Raw genomic sequence first — 18,017 nt, 5'->3', positions numbered from 1 at the left:
TTACCATTGATAAAGCATGGACAGTATAAGTTCAAAAAAAAACGGCTCATATCGAGCCGTTTTCTTATTACGCATTATTTACATGCTATAAGCACGCTCACCATGCTCGGTTGTATCCAAGCCTTCGCGCTCGTATTCTTCGCTCACACGCAGACCTACCAGCATGTCTACAACTTTGTAAAGAATCACACTCACGATACCTGTCCAGACAATCGTCACCACCACTGCAATGATTTGCGTAGTGACTTGACCGCCCATAGTAACACCTTCAGCGTAACCAACGCCACCCAAGCCAGGAGACATCAGGATACCGGTGCCTACAGCACCCCAGATACCAGCCAAACCGTGTACGCCGAATACATCCAGTGAATCGTCATAACCCAGCGCACCTTTCAACTTGGTCACGCCCCACAGGCTGACAAAGCTGGCGGTAAAGCCCAGAATGATGGAACCCATCGGACCGATGAAGCCACAAGCAGGCGTAATCGCCACCAAGCCAGCCACAGCACCTGAAGCAGCACCCAGCATACTTGGTTTACCTCTGAACAACCACTCGGCAAAAATCCAGCCTAACACGGCAGCAGCAGTCGCCAGTTGTGTGTTAATCAGCACCATGCCAGCAACACCGTCAACAGCCAGTTCGCTACCTACGTTAAAGCCAAACCAACCCACCCACAGCAATGCAGCACCGACCATGGTCATCACCAGATTGTGCGGAGGCATGGCTTCTTTACCGTAACCGATACGTTTACCCAACATGATGGCACCCACCAGCGCAGCAATACCCGCGTTAATGTGTACAACCGTACCACCGGCAAAGTCTTTAGCACCCAGCGAACCCAAATAACCGCCACCCCATACCATATGCGCGATTGGCACGTAAGCAAATGTCACCCACAGCGCGGTAAACAACAGCACGGCTGAAAATTTCATACGCTCGGCAAACCCGCCCACAATCAGCGCTGGAGTAATGGCTGCAAAAGTCAGCTGGAAGGTCAGAAATACATACTCTGGAATTACGCCAGACAAACTGTCAGGCGTAATGCCCGCCAGAAATGCCTTGCTCAAGCCACCCACCACCATGTTGCCTTCGCTAAATGCCGCACTGTACCCATAAGCCGCCCAAATCACCGACACCATGGAGAACACAACGAACACTTGCATCAACACAGAAAGCATGTTTTTCTGACGTACCAAACCGCCATAAAACAAGGCCAAACCAGGGATGGTCATCAAAATCACCAGCACAGTCGCCACAATCATAAATGCAGTACTGCCAACATCCAGGGTTGCAGGCGCTTCGGCTGCAGCTTCTGCTGGTGCCGCTTCAGCAGCGGCTGGTGCCTCGGCAGCTGGCGCTGCATCTGGTGCAACAGTCTCTTCAATAGTCACGGTTTCTACTACGGTTTCTTCAGCGTAGCTGGCCGGCGTAGCTGCCAGACCCATCAGCGCAACCAGTGATAACACAGAAAGAATTTTCTTCATAACTGAAGCCCCCTCTTATAACGCATCCGGACCGGTTTCACCGGTACGGATACGATAAACTTGTTCCAAATCGAAGACAAAGACTTTGCCATCACCGATTTTGCCTGTCGCGGCCGCTTTTTCAATGGCATCGACTACCTGATCCAGCATATCGTCCTTGATAGCGACTTCGAGCTTCACTTTTGGCAGAAAATCAACGACGTACTCTGCCCCACGATACAACTCGGTATGGCCTTTTTGACGACCAAATCCTTTGACCTCGGTGACGGTGATCCCTTGCACACCAATATTGGACAAGGCTTCACGCACCTCATCAAGCTTGAACGGCTTGATTATTGCGGATACAAATTTCATTTGCTTCTCCCGTTGTTAACTCTGGCAGACACTACGCCTGCCAGAACTCAAACTTATTTAGTTAGAACGTACGGCCCAGTGTGAAAACGAAGCGGCCATCATTCAAATCTTTAGTTTCGGTTGTACCGTTGATTGAACGACTAAAGCTTGTGCCACCGTAGCCACCACCCCAATATCTGTCGTTGCTGGCTTCAACCCAATACAAACCTGCAGCCCAGCCTTCAGACTTGCCAATTGCAAAACCTTTACTCAGCCCTAATTTCCAGTCAGTATAGTCAGGGTTGGTTTCGTATGTACCAGCTGCGCCGTTTGCTGTGGGGAAGCCACTAGCTTGCAATTTACCAGCAACATTCATATGACCTACGTGACCAATTAAGGTTAAGTCCCACCATGGTAATGGATAAGCAGCGTTCAATTCAAAATATGTTGAACCTTTTGTACTGCCATCCCAACCTGTTGCCTTTTCAGCACCAAACCAGTCAGTTAATGAGTAAGATACTTTTGCACTTATCCAATCATAAGATAAGCCAACGTTTAATTCTGTAGTATCCCATTTACCACCAGATTTTTTACCTTGGTCAGCGGTCAGTCCATCATACTTCTTCCATGAGCCACCTGGATACATATAGCTGTAAACACCCACTGTGTAGCCAAGTTTTTCAACGGCTGGAATACTACCGTTGAAACCGGCATATACATCGATTTCTGTATTTGCATCTGGATAGGTATTTGGTGTTACAGCAGAGCCCCAAACGCCTGCATAGAACCCACTTGAATGAGTAATGTCCAAACCGCCTTGCGCAGTTGGTTTATGCCATGTTTGTGAAAGACCACGGAAGTAGTAGTCAGAAACGAAACTGATGTTTGCAGTTGCATCCCAGTCTGAAGCCTCTTCTTTAGCCACTTCATCTGCGTATGAAACTTGTGCGAATGACAAGGTGCCTAGTATTGCTGTTAGCAAAATTGATTGACGCATTATATGAGCCCTCTCTCTTTAAATATCTTTGATCGAATTGTTGTAAACGAGAATGAAACAACATTGCGGTAAAAGCAAATCACGTGCCAATCAACATAAACAATAATAATCAATAACTTAAAATTAAAACTTAATTTAAATAGTTATATAAATTCAATAAAATACTGTTTTTAATAATTTCCCAACCATAAACAGCGCATTATCCATACCTTTATGTATACTGTGCATGTTAAAATTCATAAAAAAGGAGCCCAGAATATGCACTTTCCAAGTGAAAAAATAAAAGAATTATCTTTAAAAATCAGAGAATTAGTAGAGTCCAGCCCTGTTTCGGAGCTTGAATCTAATATTCATGCACTATTTCAGGGCGCTCTCACCAAAATGGAACTTGTTTCACGCGAGGAGTTTGATATTCAAGCCACGCTATTAGCGCGTACCCAGCTACAGTTACGCAGTCTGGAAGAAAAAATAGAGGCTCTGGAGGGCTTACAGGCAACAGAAGGTAAAAAATAATTTACAATTGTTAGCATTTCAATCCTCTGGAATGCGACATGAGCCTTGCTGTTCTATATAGCCGCGCACTGAGCGGCATGGATGCACCAGAAGTGGTCGTTGAAGTGCATCTGGCCAATGGGCTCCCCAGTTTCACCATTGTTGGATTGCCTGAGACAGAGGTGAAAGAGAGTAAGGATCGTGTGCGGGCTGCCATTCAAACCGCGCAGTTTGAGTTTCCTTCTCGCAGGATCACAGTGAACTTGGCCCCAGCTGACTTACCTAAAGAAGGCGGGCGTTATGATTTGCCAATTGCGCTGGGCATTTTGGCAGCTTCAGGCCAGCTACCCAAAACCCGGTTGGCCGACTATGTGATTGCCGGGGAGTTGGCGTTGACGGGTGCCTTGCGCCCCATTCGTGGCGCACTGGCAATGACTTTCCAACTCGCAAAACAGGCCGGCCCTCTCAAAGCAGCTATCCTACCCCAAGAAAGTGCGTGTGAAGCAAGCTTGGTGGATGGCACCACGGTCTACGCTGCCGATAGCCTGCTTGCCGTATGTGCGCATTTATCCGGCAAACAATTGTTGCCACAACAACAATCGATCAGTCCAATAGACACCTCTAAGCAATGGCCGGATTTTTGCGAGGTCAAAGGCCAGTTGCGCGCTAAACGTGCATTGGAAATCGCTGCGGCAGGGCAGCATAGCGTACTGATGAGCGGACCACCAGGCACCGGGAAAAGCATGTTGGCACAGCGTTTTTCTGGAATTCTGCCAACCATGTCTACACAGGAGGCATTGGAAAGTGCTGCCATTTTGTCGCTTGGAGGCCAGTTTCCTGCGCACTTGTGGAAACGTCGCCCATTTCGGGCCCCGCACCATACCGCTTCAGGGATTGCTCTGGTGGGTGGCGGCAGTGTGCCACGGCCAGGTGAGATTAGCCTCGCCCATCATGGCGTATTGTTTCTGGATGAGCTGCCGGAATTTGACCGCAAAGTGCTGGAAGTCTTGCGCGAACCCCTGGAAAGCGGCCACATCACTATTTCACGGGCAGCCAGACAGGCGACTTTCCCTGCACAGTTTCAACTGATCGCGGCAATGAATCCTTGCCCCTGCGGTTTTTACGGACACTTCAACCATCGCTGCCGGTGTACTCCAGAGCAGATATTGCGCTACAAAAACAAGATTTCCGGGCCATTACTTGACCGGATAGACATGAATATTGAAGTGCCTGCACTCAAGCCTGAAGAACTCAGCGCTGCCCAGGCAAACGAGACAAGTGCGCAGATACGTGAACGCGTGGAAGCCGCCAGACAGCAGCAATCTCTTCGCCAGAACAAAGCAAATGCCGCTTTGGGGCCACTGGAACTCAGCGAACATTGCCAACTCAATGAACGTGGCAATCACTTGCTTCAAGCTGCCATGCATAAATTTGGCTTGTCTGCGCGTGCTTATCACCGGATTTTAAAAGTAGGAAGAACGATTGCCGATTTAGAGTTGTGCCAAACAATGAGTGATGCGCACATTGCTGAGGCATTACAATATCGTCGCTACGAACATTAATAAGGAACCCTGATGAATGTATATGATGTCAGCATTGCGCCACTTATCCGCAACTTAAATAACCTGAAGCATATTCTTGAGCAGGGTGAGTCTTATGCACTTCAGATGAAAGTCGCGCCTGAAACTGTTCTGAACAGCCGTCTTTATATAGATATGTACCCATTGCTAAAACAGGTGCAACTGGTGAGCGATATGAGCAAGGGCGCAGGAGCAAGACTGGCTAACATTGCAATTCCGCAGTATGCAGATGATGAATCCAGCTTTGAGATGCTTTATGCCCGCATTGATAAAACGGTAAGTTTTTTAGCAGGCATTACAGCTGAGCAAGTGGCGGGCGCAGAATCCAGAGAGGTCACCCTCACCATAAGAAAGGCCGAACTCACCTTCAGCGGGTTGGACTATCTTGAAAAATGGGCAATGCCCAATGTTTATTTTCATGTCACTACCGCCTACAATATTTTGCGCCATCTTGGCGTACCACTGGGCAAAACCGATTATCTGGGGCAAAAGCGCTAACTGTATGACGGCATGACCCACGCAATATCACTTGCACTCGCCACACTCAAAGTCGCTTGCGCCAATAAAGAGGATGGTCACTTGCCGTCCCTTGCAACATCTCTTCCCGCCGCAGTTTTTCGTAGGCTTCGCCTTCTGAAATCTGCTGCTGTTTTGCAATGTGCGCTGATTTGACCATCGCAGCCCTGACCCAGTCAGGATTTTCCTGAAACCCTTGATCCTGCATGCATTGATCCAGCACACGCGCCTGTCTCGCTGCTTTTTCCAGCTTTTGGAAAGGCAGCACTTCTGGCAAATTGGCGGCTGCTTTACTTGCGATCAAATCGCACTGATTAATGGCTTGCGACAATGCACTGGGCGGCACCGGGCCGTCATCTCCATACAGGTTGTAGCCATACAAGCCTGCCAGGGCAAATACAAGCAAGAGCAGCAATCCCCCACCAATACGTAACACGTTCATAGTCGCACCCCCGAACCTGGCACCAAACACTTTCAATCGCAAGCGGTCAGGCCTGCTGTTGCACGTTTTAAAGGCACCTTTATCTGCAATCAAGCGTTCATTAAAATTTCACACATCCAATATAACATGCGTCTGATCAGGCATCTCATATGGGCACCGCTATGCATTCAAATTCCGTTGCGATACTTCGTTGCTCGTAAAAAACTTGTCCTTACATATCACATATATGCTGCGTCAAACTTTTTTAATCGCGCCTTGCCTGGCTTAGCAATTTGAATAAATAGCGGTGCCCATAGACAGAATTGCAATTAATTAAGACTGAACGAGAGACTATTGCTCAAGAATCTTTGTTCTGTGACGTTAAGAATATATTGACCCAAAAAACAAGGAATGATTATGTACGAATTATTGGATGACACCCTGACTTATGCGGCCAGCATTCCAGAACTGATTACAGCACAAGACATCATCTACCTGGCAGAAGACATTGTGGCCGACAATAATATCCAGTCTGTCTACAAACCTGCCGAACTGCTGCTGGAAGTCGTTTAGCTGTTTAACGTTGCGACCCACATTGCTTGGGCGCTTGAAAACGCTGCCCTTTTTTGCTTAGAATAGCGTTAGAAGTCTTCACTATTCTGCTAAGGGGAACGTTATGTTTTTGGGCGCTGGCGGTATTTATACCTTGATTGGTATTTTGGTTGTGATCTGCATTATTTTGTATGTATTTGCCAAAAAAGTGAAATAACTTTGCAATCATAAAAAAGCCCCGACCGGGGCTTTTTTACTGCCTATTGAATCAACTCGTGCCAGCTTTGCTTGGTGCCATAACTGCCGTTGCTTTTTTGCTTGAATATCTCTGAAATCGTGCCTGAACTTGATAATCCAAACACCTGATCATCCAGACTTAACTGTTGCGGCGTAGGGTCATTGCTGCCGGTAACCACCACATGTGGGACGCCTTTGTTGTCATAAACAATGTTATATCCCACTGCCGGTGTCAGCATACGCTCCGACACCAAACCGCTCGCCAGTGGCGAGCCACCTTTTTTATAATCAAAGAAGTTAAACCAGCCATACCCAGCTCCACTGCAAGCTGCACTGCTGGGCACGGTGGTTGGCATGAGCAACACGCCGTTTAATAACAAAGGATCGAGGTTGACCCGCTCTCCAGCGGGAAAATCGAGAAACCAGCCATACCCGGAATCAAAATTGATGCTGGCTGGCGAAGCCACCCGGCGATCAGCCCCCAGCGTTTGCTGAACCAGTTGGCTACGGCCAATGGCAGTGGTCTGGTTATTATCTTTAAAAGTATAGACAGCGTTTTGTGGCGTGTTGGTTAAATCAGCGGCCTCAATAAATTTACCGGTCCCCACCATCAGCACAATATTGTTATCGATCTTGCCCAACTCAGGCTGCGTGGTGATTTTCTGAGCGATACCGCCACTATCGCGCAAGGTGGCAATCTTGGTCACCGCGCCAGTGTTAATATCAAAGCGCCAAATATTGCCGTTCAAATCGCCGCCATAGATTTTGCTTGCCGTATTATTTTCAAACATTTGTTCGGCAAAGCCTGAAATCTTGGCCAGTCCGCTTGGGTCGGCAGCATTACCTTCACCGGTAGACAAGGTTTTGAGCAAACTGCCGGTATTGGCATCCAGCACATATAAATAACCAACACCATCCCCTACCGGACTATTGTTCACATAGCTACCATCATTAAGTTTACGGGCATAGGTGCCATTATTGTAGCCAGAAGTAACCACCACCACCCAACGACCATCCAGCATTTTGGTCACCAGCGGATTGCCGAAACTAAAACCAATGTTGTTTAAGGCCCCAGTGTTTTGTGCGTTAAATTCCCACAACAAGACGGGGGATGCCGGATTGGTCACATCCAGCGCGAAATAGCCACGCCCTCCGCCATTTAATCCTGAGACTAAAATGGTACGCCATACCGCGCCACTGGAGCCGCAGCCGGACACACAGACATCCGCCACTATCGGGCTGCCATTGACGTAATTGGTATGGTAACTCGCCCCGTATTCTTTATCAGCAAGATGAGACAGATTACTGATCACCGGAGTGGGAATAAACGCCCATAGTTCATCACCGGTATTGGCATTAAAAGCGTGCAGCATGCCATCATTGGCGCCGACATAAACCGCTGCCAGCCGTGATTCGGACAAGGCCTTATAGGCCGTGTAATTAGCATCCAGATACCCCGCGTTTGAAACTTTGAAATAGTTCGGGCGCGATTGCGAAATATCCCCCAATGTAGCCTGGCGCTCACGGAACAAGCGATTTTCGGCGACTGTATTCAGGCTGATATCTTCGTAGGTTTTGTTTCCACGCAAATAATCCACCAGTTTGCTCACCTTGTTAGCGTCCGTGATCTTGGGGTCAGACGCAGGCAAGCCCTGCATCTGGCTCAAGGCAAGATAGCCACTATTCAACGCGGTTTGATGCACGGCTGGCAGGTTATCTGCATTAAAGCTCACTAAAGCACCGCTTAAGTTAAAATAAATTTTACGACTATTGCCTGCCACCTGCGTTTGTAAACGCCCGGTGCAACTACCTTGTACCTCTTGATAACAAGACGAAAGCTCACTGGTGCCCAGCACTGCGCCCAACACGCCACCAGCACTACCACAAGCAGTCTCGTTCGAACTGACTGTTTTGCAATAGATCGTCGTACTGCCATTGCCTGTCAATCGCGCTTCCACCGAGGGGGCCGGGCAGGTAGTTGCCGCCACATTTTCCACACACCATACTGCTGTTTGCGAGGTTTCCAGGGATTGCACATCCACCGTACGTGCTTCCAGATTACCGATCCATTTGACGGTCTGGTAACTGGCCACGTATTGAAAGTTATCACCGCTAGTCGGCGCCAGACTACTGGCTGCTGCCGCGGCACTCGCACCTTGTACAGATTTGATTTCAGACAGACCTTTACTCAGCGACTCGCGCAGCAGTTTAGGGTTACTGGCACTGTAATAAGTGCCGCCGGCGTTGACTGCGGCATGCCACAAATCATCAATCCGCTGGCCCGAGGTTTTACTGATGGGGTCATCCCAGTTTTTGGCGCCAGTGGTGATGTCTTTAAAATCACCCGTCGCCTGGGTTTTATAATCATCGGTATAGGCTAACGTCCCATCTATACCCAAGCCTAAAGTAAGCGTCACCATATTTTGTTTGGGATAATCAGTCACTGTGCCGCACACGGATGTCCCCCAGGAGCCGTTACAGTTAGAAAAGTCACCATCGCGAATATCGGTATCATAAAAATACTTCGCCACATCCGCCAGCGTATTGGATTTGCCACTGCTGTCAAATTGCGGGCGCGGGGTCGAGCCGCCATCCAGATTGCCAATGGCTGTGGAGCCATCAATTCTTCTTGGCGTCGAAGAGTCATCGTTCCAGTAACCGTCAGTCGTCAACAACGTAAAGTTTTGCTGGCAAGCGTATTGCATCGGGTCATCATTGCCCAAGGTTTTCTTTCCGGCAAAATGACGCCCAACCCCAGAAAGTGCCGTTCTCAGGGGCGTGCTGCCTGTCGGGTTCACCGCAAACAGCGTGTTATACCAGTTCTGCTTTTGCGTAGCGTTAAACGGTGCAATTGGCAAATAGTTGTTACTGGCACTGTTAATAGTCACAAACCCTACCCGATAACGGGCATCCAGCGCCTGGAACGCCTGGCTGGCTGCGGTTTTCATCGCCAGCATGCGCGTACTGTAGTAGGTGGCCCAATTCGCGTAATTCCTCAGTTCTTCACTGTAAGTGCAGGTACTGCCTGCACAGTCAGTACGATCAACCGCTTTGCTCGTTGATCCAGGTGCAGTGTAGCTGCTTTGGCTACTGGTGATTTGCTGATACACCAGGCTACCTGGAATATCGCTGCTGCTTGCTGTCACCAGTTGCGCGCTATAACTGCCATTGCCGGACATGGTCACCTGAACCGGATTGGCTGTATCGACAGGGTCACCGGCAAAGGTAGTAATCGTCAACACATTGCTGCTGCGGGATACTGAATTGCCCGCGATCAGACAATTACCCGTGATGGAGCCGTCACATATACGACTATCCACATTTGAGGCCAGTGTGCTACTGGAGGATGACGAAGTTGAAGAAGACAAGATTTCAATATTGTTTATTTTGATGCTGCTCACTGTGACCGTGCCACTATTACGTGTCAGTGTGAGTCTGTAGGTGGCGCGCGGTTCGCGCAGATAACGGTAAGTATTGCTGTCATTCACGCTGGTGACGGTATTGCGTATCGCCTGACAACGGTCGGAACCCGACAGCGTACGCTTGCCGGAAGCAGAGGATGAATTACACCAGCGCAAGGTTGCAGGGTATATATATGCCCCTGTGGCCACCTTTGACACAATACAACTGGTCAGATTGGGTGTGGTGCAATACTCGCCCGGCACATAGGCAAAATAATAGGCTGACGTGCCGCGATACACCCGACCATACAGGGTATCGGCGCGATCTGACGTTGCCGCATAGGCCGTCTGATTCGCAAGACTCACCCCCCGGTAATCTACCGGCGGCGAGTAAATCACAGTCGGATTATAAAACTGGGTATTGTAGGCGGCATTACTGAACAGCCAGTCAGAGGCATCATAACTGCTGTTATCCGGCTCGCCGACTGCCCAGTCAGGCGTGTAATTCCAGCCCATGCTGCCCGAGTTATCCAGCACAAACATCAGGTTCGGCAGCACATCCGAACTGCCGGAGGTTTGCAGCGGCATAGTGGCCAAATCAAGAAACTCTGCTTTCAACAGGCAAGGCATCAGCAATGTGAGCCAGACTGCTTTTCGTATCCATGCAGTGATATTCATCATTTCACCCGTCGTTAGTTAGAGAAAAAGGACTGCATATAAGTCAATGTGTTCTTAGGCCCTGCAATACGCAAGGTGATGCGGTATAAAGGCGAGTCAGAGTTAGCAATGCAGCGTTTAAACAGCTCGATATTATTGATATTGTGCGAACAGTTAGCACCGTTATTGGGTGAGCTGGCCATCATGCAGCGACTGGCATCGGCTTTGGCCGAGCCTGCGGCAATTTCAGCATCACTGAAGCTGCACATACGCTCAACGATGTAGCGAATCTGGTTACCCTGCCGATCCATGCCGTTACGGATTTCATCATTACCATCGGTCTGGCTAGGCACCAGACTGCTGTTGGTATCATCCCAATGCATACTGGTTAATGTGCTGCCATCGCACGCCAACACGTTGGGATGGGTGTCAAACTGGCTGCAATTGGCGTAATAGCCCAGTCCTGGCCGATGGCTGGTGCTGTCTGCCAGCGTGATGTTGCGTGCAATATTTTCAGCCACGCCTTCCAGCGCCACATTCGAGGTCGCGCTGGCGGATTGCCGGAACACAATATTGCCGGAGAGCAAAGCATTAGTATCGACACCGCGAATCAATGCAACCGCCGCCAAAGACATCACAGCCAGTGCCAGCAAGGCAAAAAACAGCACCAGACCACGCTGATTGCGCGCTGCAAACGGTATAAATGCGGGATGAGCAGGGCTATAAGGCATCACGGTTCCAAATTACATTTCTGAGCGGAATCACGGTTTCATATACCCGGTAACGGTAGCGTTGCCAGTCAGCGATACTGCTTAAGTCAACACTGGCAGGGGTGGTGTCAGCCGTCCAGATACAGACTTTCCCCACACCGACAGTGCCGCCGTTGCATGCTTGGCTGACGGCCTGTTTTTGCAACACGCCATCTCTGGCCACCACTGCAATACGTATCGCCCGAATGCGGTTGCGGTCAACCAGACTCATGCCAGTGCCAAAACCGCCGGTGGCATCCACCCACTGATCCACCCGGTTTAAATAAGCCGCAGCAGTCGCAGAGGCTGAGGTGGGATCCAGCGTATTGGCAATGCCATACTGCGCTTGCAATGCCACAATATCGCTGGCAATCGGCACGGCAGTGCTGTCAGGGAAAGGATTGGAGGTGATGGTGCCGCCTGTACGGGTAAGCTCTTGCGCGGCACTCACACGGTATTCGTACTGGTTCCAGGCGCCCAGACACGAAAAACGTACCCAGTCAGCCCCATTCAAATCTGTCACTGGATTTGCAGTGGGTGCAGTACTCAGCTCGGTCAGGTTTTTAATCGTCCGGTCAGCATTCAGTTTTTCAATCCGTGCCATACTGCATTTGGGGCTGGCGGGTGTTTGATGGAACAACACAATATCGTTGACCTGGCAGCCGATCAAACGACTATCCAAAGTTGGCGCATTCATCAAACCTGTGGCCCTGACCGAAGCGCCACCGCTGGGCGATGTGCCGTAGCGGATACGTACAATATCACTGCCTGCGCCGCCATCTTCAATCACAGCGGGGGATAGATTAATCACCGCCCCGTTCTGATTGATGGAGGTATTCAGCGGACAAAGTAATGGCGAAGGATCGCTACTGTTATATAAGGGCAAGCTGTACCCGGCGTTTTGCGCATCACGCTGAATATAGTACAGCGCCAGCACCCCGCTCGATTGCGCATCTGCCCCCCCGGAAATCACACGTTTGCGCGCTTCAAAACTGCTAAAGATATTGCTGATTGCAAGCGTGGCGACCAAGCCAATCAACATGCCTATCAGCAACTCTACCAAACTCAACCCAAATTGCGTTCGCCTGTACGCAATCCATTTTTTGGCGTTTGATGGTTTACCCATGCATAACTTCATCATCACGGCACCACATCAAACAAATAACTGGAGGCATTGACCTGATGCACACTGCCACCAGGCACTTGCCAGCGCACGGTCACGGTGACCATGCTGTTGGTGATGGCGGAAAAGGCAATCTCGCCATTGGGCAATTGTGTTTTGATTTTATTTGTATCGACCTGGCTGATATAACTGGCAGCACTGGCACCATAAGTCATCATATTCGAAAGATGCGTCTGCGCGATGAGTTGCGCCTCGGCACGGTAGCGGCTGTCGCTGCTGTTTTTGAGCATGGCGGTTTGCAACCCAACCAATGCCAAGACACCCATGCTGAAAATCACCACGGCTACCATAGACTCGATTAACACCGAACCCGTTTGCAGCGGACGCGCGCGTAAATGACATTTGGCCAGTTTCCCCATTAGCATTTTCTCGGGTCTCCTGCAGTCGTGACCGCCGGATCGCACACCCGCGCAATCCCGCCGGCAGAGATCACAATCCGCAATACCCTGCGCTCGTCAGCGTCTACCGCAGCATTTGACACATCCACTTGTGACATCGCATTGGCCTGCGCGGGGTCACGCGTGCCGAAGCTGGTAAAGGTGGTTGTGTAAGCATCTGCCGTGATGGTAATGTTTTCAGAAGCGCCCTCAGCAGCGCTTTTTTTGCTTAGCAATGCAGGACAAGTGGCACTCACGGTTTCGCAACCCAACTGCCATGCACTGGATGTAGCTAATGTAAATTTGATTTTTGCATTGCGCTTGATCGCTTCCATTCGAGCCTGTTGCAAGCCATGATGGATAGATTCGGCTACGGTGCGAATCTGGGCATTGCCCATGGCGGTTTGAAACGCAGGAATAGCCACCATTGAAACACTGACCAGCACCACGATAGTGACCACCAGTTCAATCAGTGAAAAGCCCTGCTGTTGCATGCTAACAACTCCCGGAAGAAGAGGTCAGCCAGCAACCGGTGCCTACGGTACCGTCATACTTGGAGGTCTTGGTGTTATCCTGATCGACCGTAAACTCAAAATCCCCCATGCCTTGTGTCGAGCGGCCACTCGCTTTCAGCGTATAGCTTGTCGCAGTCTGATTTTCAATGGCGTAGTCGAAGTATTTTACCTCTTGCGGCGTGCAGCTATAGCCAACATAGGTAAAATTATCCTGATAAAACTGCTCGGCCTGAACGCGACAATTGGCAAGATTGGCAGGGGCTTCGATCGCATTGCCACTTTTGACGTAATCCTGATAGGACGGCATGGCAATGCTGGCAAGAATGCCGATAATGGCAACCACCACCATCACTTCAATCAGGCTAAACCCTGACTGCCACCCTTGATTTTTTAACATGCGCTGCTGCATAGCGAGACCTCTTTGATGATCAACTTATGGGCACCCTTAATCATTCATATTCCATCGTGATACTGTGTTGCTCATAAAAATTTTTCCTTACATATCCACCTATATGCAGCGTCTAAATTTTTTAATCACGCCAAGGCGAGCTTAGCAATTTGAATGATTAGAGGCTCCCTTATCATGCAAAAGCCACGCACGCTTGTCCAGCCGCAACTGACGAGTGGCCACATTCGCCCGACAAACGGCGAGCCAGAGGATGTTGCGCAGCAAGCGCTGCGTTTAATGTTAAAATACAGCTTATTTTCACGGATTTAAGTGATGCGCATTTTCTGGAAACACCTGATCATCTTTGCCTTGATTTCAACATCTCTCAGCGCTTGCGGTCTCAAGGGTGACCTGTACATCCCTGAACGTCAGTATCCCCAACCTAAACAACAGTAAGCGACCTCTATCGTGACCGCCTTCCCTACACTCAATGGCCTGCTACATACCGAAAATGTTGCACTGGCTGATATTGCCCGCACCTATCAAACACCTACATATGTTTATTCAAGGCAGGCGCTCACCACTGCTTTTGAGCAGTTTCAATCAGGCCTGACCGGGCATGACCACCTGATTTGCTTTGCAGTAAAAGCCAACCCCAGTCTGGCCATTCTGAATCTGTTTGCCCGCTTGGGCGCCGGCTTTGATATTGTGTCTGGCGGCGAACTGGCACGGGTACTGGCCGCAGGGGGTGACCCTCAGAAAGTGGTGTTTTCGGGCGTGGGAAAATCACATGCTGAAATTCATGCAGCACTCGAAGCAGGTATTTTTTGTTTTAACGTGGAATCCACCAACGAGCTGCAACGCATTCAGCAAGTGGCGGCCGACATGGGCAAAATCGCGCCGGTTTCATTGCGTGTTAATCCAAACGTGGATGCCAAAACCCATCCTTACATTTCTACCGGCCTGAAAAACAACAAATTTGGTGTCGCCTTTGAAGACGCGCACGGCCTGTACAAGCAAGCGGCACAGATGCCCAATATTGCCGTGCATGGCGTAGATTGCCATATTGGCTCGCAAATTACCGAGTTGTCGCCTTTTCTGGATGCACTGGACAAAGTGCTGGGCTTGGTCGATGCACTGGCCACGGAAAACATTCACATCCAGCACATTGATGTGGGCGGCGGCGTAGGCATTACCTACAGTGATGAAACCCCGCCAGACTTCAAAGCGTATACAGCGGCCATCATGCAGAAACTGGCCGGACGCCAGGTAAAAGTGCTGTTTGAACCAGGGCGTGCGCTGGTCGGCAACGCCGGAGTATTACTCACCAAAGTGGAGTATTTAAAACCGGGCGAAACCAAAAACTTTGCGATTGTCGATGCGGCCATGAATGACCTGATGCGTCCGGCACTGTACGATGCTTATCACCGCATAAGCACCATCGCGCCCTCGGCAGCCCCGGTACAAACCTATGAAGTAGTCGGCCCCGTATGCGAGAGTGGAGACTTTTTAGGCCATGACCGTGACTTGGCCATCGCAGAAGGTGACTATCTCGCCATCCATTCCGCAGGCGCCTATGGCATGAGCATGGCCAGCAACTACAACACACGTGGCCGAGCGGCCGAAGTGCTGGTAGACGGTGAGCAAACCCACCTGATCCGTGAGCGCGAACAGATTGCTGACTTATTCAAACTGGAGCGCCTCCTGCCATAAAGCGAGCGTGATTCACGCTGATATTGCCACTTTCTTTAGCGGCGTGCAGCTTGCCAGTTGCAGTTTTCACTGCCATGTATTCAGTCATATCGACAAGGGGAGTGTCATGAAAAAAGGTGTCCTGGCTTTTTTAGCATTGATGGCTTTGTATGCGGTACCTGTGTTCGCGCATGATGAACACTTTACTGGAAATTGCACCTGTGGATGCGCCACCGATTCCGCCACTGCATGCATCAGCTGAAGAATAGTTGCCTGCATTTGCAATAAAAAAACCGAAGCAACTGCTTCGGTTTTTTTATTGCGGCGGGTCCCTGCTAATCGAAAATCACTGTCTTGTTCGCATACAGCAAAATACGGTGCTCAATGTGCCAGCGGACGGCTTTTGACAATACCACTCGCTCCAGATCGCGGCCTTTCTGAATTAGATCTTCCACCTGATCACGGTGCGAAATACGGGCAATATCCTGTTCGATAATCGGCCCTTCATCCAGCACCTCGGTCACATAATGGCTGGTGGCACCGATCAGCTTAACGCCACGTTCGAATGCACGATGATAAGGGCGTGCGCCAATAAACGCAGGCAGGAAAGAATGGTGAATATTAATGATGCGCTGCGGATAGCGTGCGACAAAGGCAGGTGACAAAATCTGCATATAACGCGCCAGCACAATCAAATCCACCTTGTATTGGTCAAACAAGGCAAATTGCTGCGCTTCGACCACCTCTTTGGTTTCTTTGGTCATTGCCAAATAGTGAAAGTCGATGCCATAAAAATGGGCCAGCTTTTCAGTATCGCGGTGATTACTGATAATGAGCGGAATCTCACACGTAAGCTCACCGCTATGATGCCTGTGCAATAAATCAACCAGACAGTGGTCATATTGCGAAACCATGATGGCCATGCGTGTTTTATGTTCGGTGAGTTTGAGTTGCCATGTCATCTCGAAACGCTGTGCAATCGGTGAAAATGCCTGCTCAAACTGGCTTACTGGCACATTAAAATCGCTGATATCCCACTCCACACGCATTAAAAACAGATTATTTTCCGCATCCTGATGCTGGTCTGCGTGTAAAATATTGGCATTATGCGCATATAAAAATTGTGCAATCGCCGCCACAATTCCCTTGGTATCCGGGCAGGTAATCAGCAAAGTAGCAGTGTTTTTCATATTATTTAACTTGAAAACGCGTGAAAAGGCCAGATTATACCTGATGCGGACATGGCCTTGTGCGGCATGTTAAACACTGCGCGATCGTACTGCCGAGTCTCACTATGGAAAAAACCTATGCAAGCAACCCATGCCACTGAAATGAATGCACCTGTTATTTCTCTTGCCAACCCTCGAGGATTTTGTGCAGGCGTTGATCGTGCCATCATCATCGTCGAACAGGCGCTGGAAAAGTTTGGTGCGCCTATCTATGTGCGCAATGAAGTCGTTCATAACAAATTTGTTGTCGGCCAGTTACGCGAAAAAGGCGCCATCTTTGTCGATGACCTGGAAAAAATCCCGAGTGGCAGCATTGTGATTTTCAGTGCCCACGGCGTTTCCAAAGCGGTGCGTGCCGAAGCCGAGTCAATGGGGCTCACGGCGTTCGACGCCACTTGCCCGCTGGTCACCAAAGTGCACATCGAAGTTGCCAAAATGCGCAAAGATGGTTTGGAAATCATCATGATCGGTCACAAAGGCCATCCCGAAGTTGAAGGCACCATGGGACAATCTGAAGCAGGCATGTATCTGGTCGAAACACCGGAAGACGTGCTGGCGCTGCAAGTGGCAAATCCGCAAAAGCTGGCTTATGTCACCCAAACCACCCTATCGATGGATGACGCAGCACAAGTCATTAACGCCCTCAAATCCCGCTTCCCGGATATTCAATCACCCAAAAGTGATGACATTTGCTACGCCACACAAAACCGGCAGGATGCCGTCAAAATCATGGCCAAAGATTGCGACCTCGTAATTATTGTGGGCTCTCCCAACAGTTCCAATTCCAACCGTCTGCGTGAAGTCGCCCAAAATCAAGGCGTCGAAGCCTATATGGTCGATAACGCCGGCTACCTGAAAGCCGAGTGGCTACAGGGCAAACGTAAAATTGGCGTGTCTGCCGGCGCCTCCGCCCCTGAAGTACTGGTCAAAGAAGTGATTGTTGCCTTGCAAACCATGGGAGCCCAGCAGGTTGAAGAACTGCAAGGCGTGGTTGAAAATGTGGTGTTTCAGTTGCCTAAAAACCTGCTTAAAGCCGAAAAACGCTCGCCTGTCTGAACAGTCCGGTAACCAGAACCACTTACCCTACAGAATGGTTGATATAAACCACATGGTTTATATCAACCATCTAGCCTATACACTTCCATACCCCTCACTGCCGCCACACCCACTGCCTTAACCATTTAAATAAAACCAACCGCCATCAATAGCCGTA

19 protein-coding genes are annotated in these 18,017 nt (G+C 49.7%); 8 read left to right on the top strand and 11 right to left on the bottom strand.

Going from position 1 to position 18,017, the window contains the following annotated elements; all coding sequences use genetic code 11:
* Positions 1–78: 78 nt before the first annotated feature.
* From Q9291_RS01000 to Q9291_RS00990, 3 genes are all read right to left on the bottom strand, one after another.
* On the bottom strand, positions 79–1,485 hold the full coding sequence (locus Q9291_RS01000; RefSeq protein ID WP_306388118.1) for an ammonium transporter: 1,407 nt from the start codon (positions 1,483–1,485) through the stop codon (positions 79–81).
* 15 nt (positions 1,486–1,500) lie between these two features.
* On the bottom strand, positions 1,501–1,839 hold the full coding sequence (gene glnK, locus Q9291_RS00995) for a P-II family nitrogen regulator (protein ID WP_018986930.1): 339 nt from the start codon (positions 1,837–1,839) through the stop codon (positions 1,501–1,503).
* A gap of 61 nt (positions 1,840–1,900) precedes the next feature.
* The gene (locus Q9291_RS00990; RefSeq protein ID WP_306388117.1) at positions 1,901–2,815 is read right to left on the bottom strand and encodes a TorF family putative porin; all 915 of its coding nucleotides are present in this window, start codon (positions 2,813–2,815) and stop codon (positions 1,901–1,903) included.
* Positions 2,816–3,073: 258 nt separating this feature from the next.
* Here Q9291_RS00990 and Q9291_RS00985 point away from each other — a divergent pair, with 258 nt between their 5' ends.
* Genes Q9291_RS00985 through Q9291_RS00975 form a run of 3 tightly spaced genes read left to right on the top strand, consistent with a single transcriptional unit; the run spans position 3,074 to position 5,385 of the window.
* Positions 3,074–3,328 (top strand): accessory factor UbiK family protein, encoded by a 255-nt coding sequence (locus Q9291_RS00985; RefSeq protein WP_306388116.1) that lies wholly within the window; start codon positions 3,074–3,076, stop codon positions 3,326–3,328.
* 38 nt (positions 3,329–3,366) lie between these two features.
* Positions 3,367–4,869: a YifB family Mg chelatase-like AAA ATPase gene (locus Q9291_RS00980; protein WP_306388115.1), complete on the top strand. Its 1,503-nt coding sequence runs from the start codon at positions 3,367–3,369 to the stop codon at positions 4,867–4,869.
* 12 nt (positions 4,870–4,881) lie between these two features.
* Positions 4,882–5,385, top strand: coding sequence for a DUF1993 domain-containing protein (locus tag Q9291_RS00975; protein WP_306388114.1), 504 nt, complete (start codon positions 4,882–4,884; stop codon positions 5,383–5,385).
* 46 nt (positions 5,386–5,431) lie between these two features.
* Here the strand turns inward: Q9291_RS00975 and Q9291_RS00970 are convergent, their stop codons facing one another.
* The gene (locus tag Q9291_RS00970) at positions 5,432–5,845 is read right to left on the bottom strand and encodes a hypothetical protein (protein ID WP_306388113.1); all 414 of its coding nucleotides are present in this window, start codon (positions 5,843–5,845) and stop codon (positions 5,432–5,434) included.
* A 396-nt stretch (positions 5,846–6,241) separates the two neighbouring features.
* Here Q9291_RS00970 and Q9291_RS00965 point away from each other — a divergent pair, with 396 nt between their 5' ends.
* Positions 6,242–6,397: a hypothetical protein gene (locus Q9291_RS00965; protein ID WP_306388112.1), complete on the top strand. Its 156-nt coding sequence runs from the start codon at positions 6,242–6,244 to the stop codon at positions 6,395–6,397.
* Between the two features lie 239 nt (positions 6,398–6,636).
* On the opposite strand, the gene Q9291_RS00960 is transcribed toward Q9291_RS00965, so the two are convergent.
* From Q9291_RS00960 to Q9291_RS00935, 6 genes are read right to left on the bottom strand one after another with little or no spacing between them, the layout of a single operon-like run.
* The gene (locus Q9291_RS00960; protein WP_306388111.1) at positions 6,637–10,695 is read right to left on the bottom strand and encodes a pilus assembly protein; all 4,059 of its coding nucleotides are present in this window, start codon (positions 10,693–10,695) and stop codon (positions 6,637–6,639) included.
* 11 nt (positions 10,696–10,706) lie between these two features.
* Positions 10,707–11,402 (bottom strand): hypothetical protein, encoded by a 696-nt coding sequence (locus Q9291_RS00955; protein ID WP_306388110.1) that lies wholly within the window; start codon positions 11,400–11,402, stop codon positions 10,707–10,709.
* A complete protein-coding gene (locus Q9291_RS00950; RefSeq protein ID WP_306388109.1) occupies positions 11,392–12,546 on the bottom strand; it encodes a PilW family protein in 1,155 nt (384 codons plus the stop codon). The genes Q9291_RS00955 and Q9291_RS00950 overlap by 11 nt, the downstream gene beginning before the upstream one ends.
* 14 nt (positions 12,547–12,560) lie before the next feature.
* The gene (locus tag Q9291_RS00945; protein ID WP_306388108.1) at positions 12,561–12,968 is read right to left on the bottom strand and encodes a type IV pilus modification PilV family protein; all 408 of its coding nucleotides are present in this window, start codon (positions 12,966–12,968) and stop codon (positions 12,561–12,563) included.
* A complete protein-coding gene (locus Q9291_RS00940) occupies positions 12,962–13,474 on the bottom strand; it encodes a GspH/FimT family pseudopilin (protein WP_306388107.1) in 513 nt (170 codons plus the stop codon). The genes Q9291_RS00945 and Q9291_RS00940 overlap by 7 nt, the downstream gene beginning before the upstream one ends.
* 1 nt (position 13,475) lies before the next feature.
* Complete coding sequence (locus tag Q9291_RS00935; RefSeq protein ID WP_306388106.1) at positions 13,476–13,892, bottom strand: type IV pilin protein; 417 nt, start codon at positions 13,890–13,892, stop codon at positions 13,476–13,478.
* Between the two features lie 324 nt (positions 13,893–14,216).
* Here Q9291_RS00935 and lptM point away from each other — a divergent pair, with 324 nt between their 5' ends.
* From lptM to Q9291_RS00925, 3 genes are all read left to right on the top strand, one after another.
* Positions 14,217–14,339 carry an LPS translocon maturation chaperone LptM gene (gene lptM / locus Q9291_RS14125; protein ID WP_370530712.1) on the top strand — a complete coding sequence of 41 codons (123 nt, stop codon included), beginning with the start codon at positions 14,217–14,219 and terminating at the stop codon, positions 14,337–14,339.
* Positions 14,340–14,351: 12 nt separating this feature from the next.
* On the top strand, positions 14,352–15,596 hold the full coding sequence (gene lysA, locus Q9291_RS00930; RefSeq protein WP_306388105.1) for a diaminopimelate decarboxylase: 1,245 nt from the start codon (positions 14,352–14,354) through the stop codon (positions 15,594–15,596).
* 106 nt (positions 15,597–15,702) lie between these two features.
* A complete protein-coding gene (locus Q9291_RS00925) occupies positions 15,703–15,837 on the top strand; it encodes a hypothetical protein (protein ID WP_306388104.1) in 135 nt (44 codons plus the stop codon).
* 73 nt (positions 15,838–15,910) lie between these two features.
* On the opposite strand, the gene purU is transcribed toward Q9291_RS00925, so the two are convergent.
* Complete coding sequence (purU, locus tag Q9291_RS00920; RefSeq protein WP_306388103.1) at positions 15,911–16,765, bottom strand: formyltetrahydrofolate deformylase; 855 nt, start codon at positions 16,763–16,765, stop codon at positions 15,911–15,913.
* Positions 16,766–16,882: 117 nt separating this feature from the next.
* Here purU and ispH point away from each other — a divergent pair, with 117 nt between their 5' ends.
* Positions 16,883–17,860, top strand: a complete 978-nt coding sequence (gene ispH, locus Q9291_RS00915) for a 4-hydroxy-3-methylbut-2-enyl diphosphate reductase (protein ID WP_306388102.1) — start codon at positions 16,883–16,885, stop codon at positions 17,858–17,860.
* The last annotated feature ends 157 nt before the right edge of the window (positions 17,861–18,017 follow it).

The sequence above is a fragment of the Methylophilus aquaticus genome (assembly GCF_030769565.1).
Classification (GTDB): domain Bacteria; phylum Pseudomonadota; class Gammaproteobacteria; order Burkholderiales; family Methylophilaceae; genus Methylophilus; species Methylophilus aquaticus.
Note: the sequence above shows the minus strand (reverse complement) of the source record. Positions and strands in the feature narration are given on the sequence as shown.

Coding starts and splice junctions, on each gene's coding strand:
- Q9291_RS01000 (WP_306388118.1), bottom strand. CDS start 1,485: ATGAAGAAAATTCTTTCTGTGTTATCACTGGTTGCGCTGATGGGTCTG.
- glnK (WP_018986930.1), bottom strand. CDS start 1,839: ATGAAATTTGTATCCGCAATAATCAAGCCGTTCAAGCTTGATGAGGTG.
- Q9291_RS00990 (WP_306388117.1), bottom strand. CDS start 2,815: ATGCGTCAATCAATTTTGCTAACAGCAATACTAGGCACCTTGTCATTC.
- Q9291_RS00985 (WP_306388116.1), top strand. CDS start 3,074: ATGCACTTTCCAAGTGAAAAAATAAAAGAATTATCTTTAAAAATCAGA.
- Q9291_RS00980 (WP_306388115.1), top strand. CDS start 3,367: ATGAGCCTTGCTGTTCTATATAGCCGCGCACTGAGCGGCATGGATGCA.
- Q9291_RS00975 (WP_306388114.1), top strand. CDS start 4,882: ATGAATGTATATGATGTCAGCATTGCGCCACTTATCCGCAACTTAAAT.
- Q9291_RS00970 (WP_306388113.1), bottom strand. CDS start 5,845: ATGAACGTGTTACGTATTGGTGGGGGATTGCTGCTCTTGCTTGTATTT.
- Q9291_RS00965 (WP_306388112.1), top strand. CDS start 6,242: ATGTACGAATTATTGGATGACACCCTGACTTATGCGGCCAGCATTCCA.
- Q9291_RS00960 (WP_306388111.1), bottom strand. CDS start 10,695: ATGATGAATATCACTGCATGGATACGAAAAGCAGTCTGGCTCACATTG.
- Q9291_RS00955 (WP_306388110.1), bottom strand. CDS start 11,402: ATGCCTTATAGCCCTGCTCATCCCGCATTTATACCGTTTGCAGCGCGC.
- Q9291_RS00950 (WP_306388109.1), bottom strand. CDS start 12,546: ATGGGTAAACCATCAAACGCCAAAAAATGGATTGCGTACAGGCGAACG.
- Q9291_RS00945 (WP_306388108.1), bottom strand. CDS start 12,968: ATGCTAATGGGGAAACTGGCCAAATGTCATTTACGCGCGCGTCCGCTG.
- Q9291_RS00940 (WP_306388107.1), bottom strand. CDS start 13,474: ATGCAACAGCAGGGCTTTTCACTGATTGAACTGGTGGTCACTATCGTG.
- Q9291_RS00935 (WP_306388106.1), bottom strand. CDS start 13,892: ATGTTAAAAAATCAAGGGTGGCAGTCAGGGTTTAGCCTGATTGAAGTG.
- lptM (WP_370530712.1), top strand. CDS start 14,217: ATGCGCATTTTCTGGAAACACCTGATCATCTTTGCCTTGATTTCAACA.
- Q9291_RS00925 (WP_306388104.1), top strand. CDS start 15,703: ATGAAAAAAGGTGTCCTGGCTTTTTTAGCATTGATGGCTTTGTATGCG.
- purU (WP_306388103.1), bottom strand. CDS start 16,765: ATGAAAAACACTGCTACTTTGCTGATTACCTGCCCGGATACCAAGGGA.
- ispH (WP_306388102.1), top strand. CDS start 16,883: ATGCAAGCAACCCATGCCACTGAAATGAATGCACCTGTTATTTCTCTT.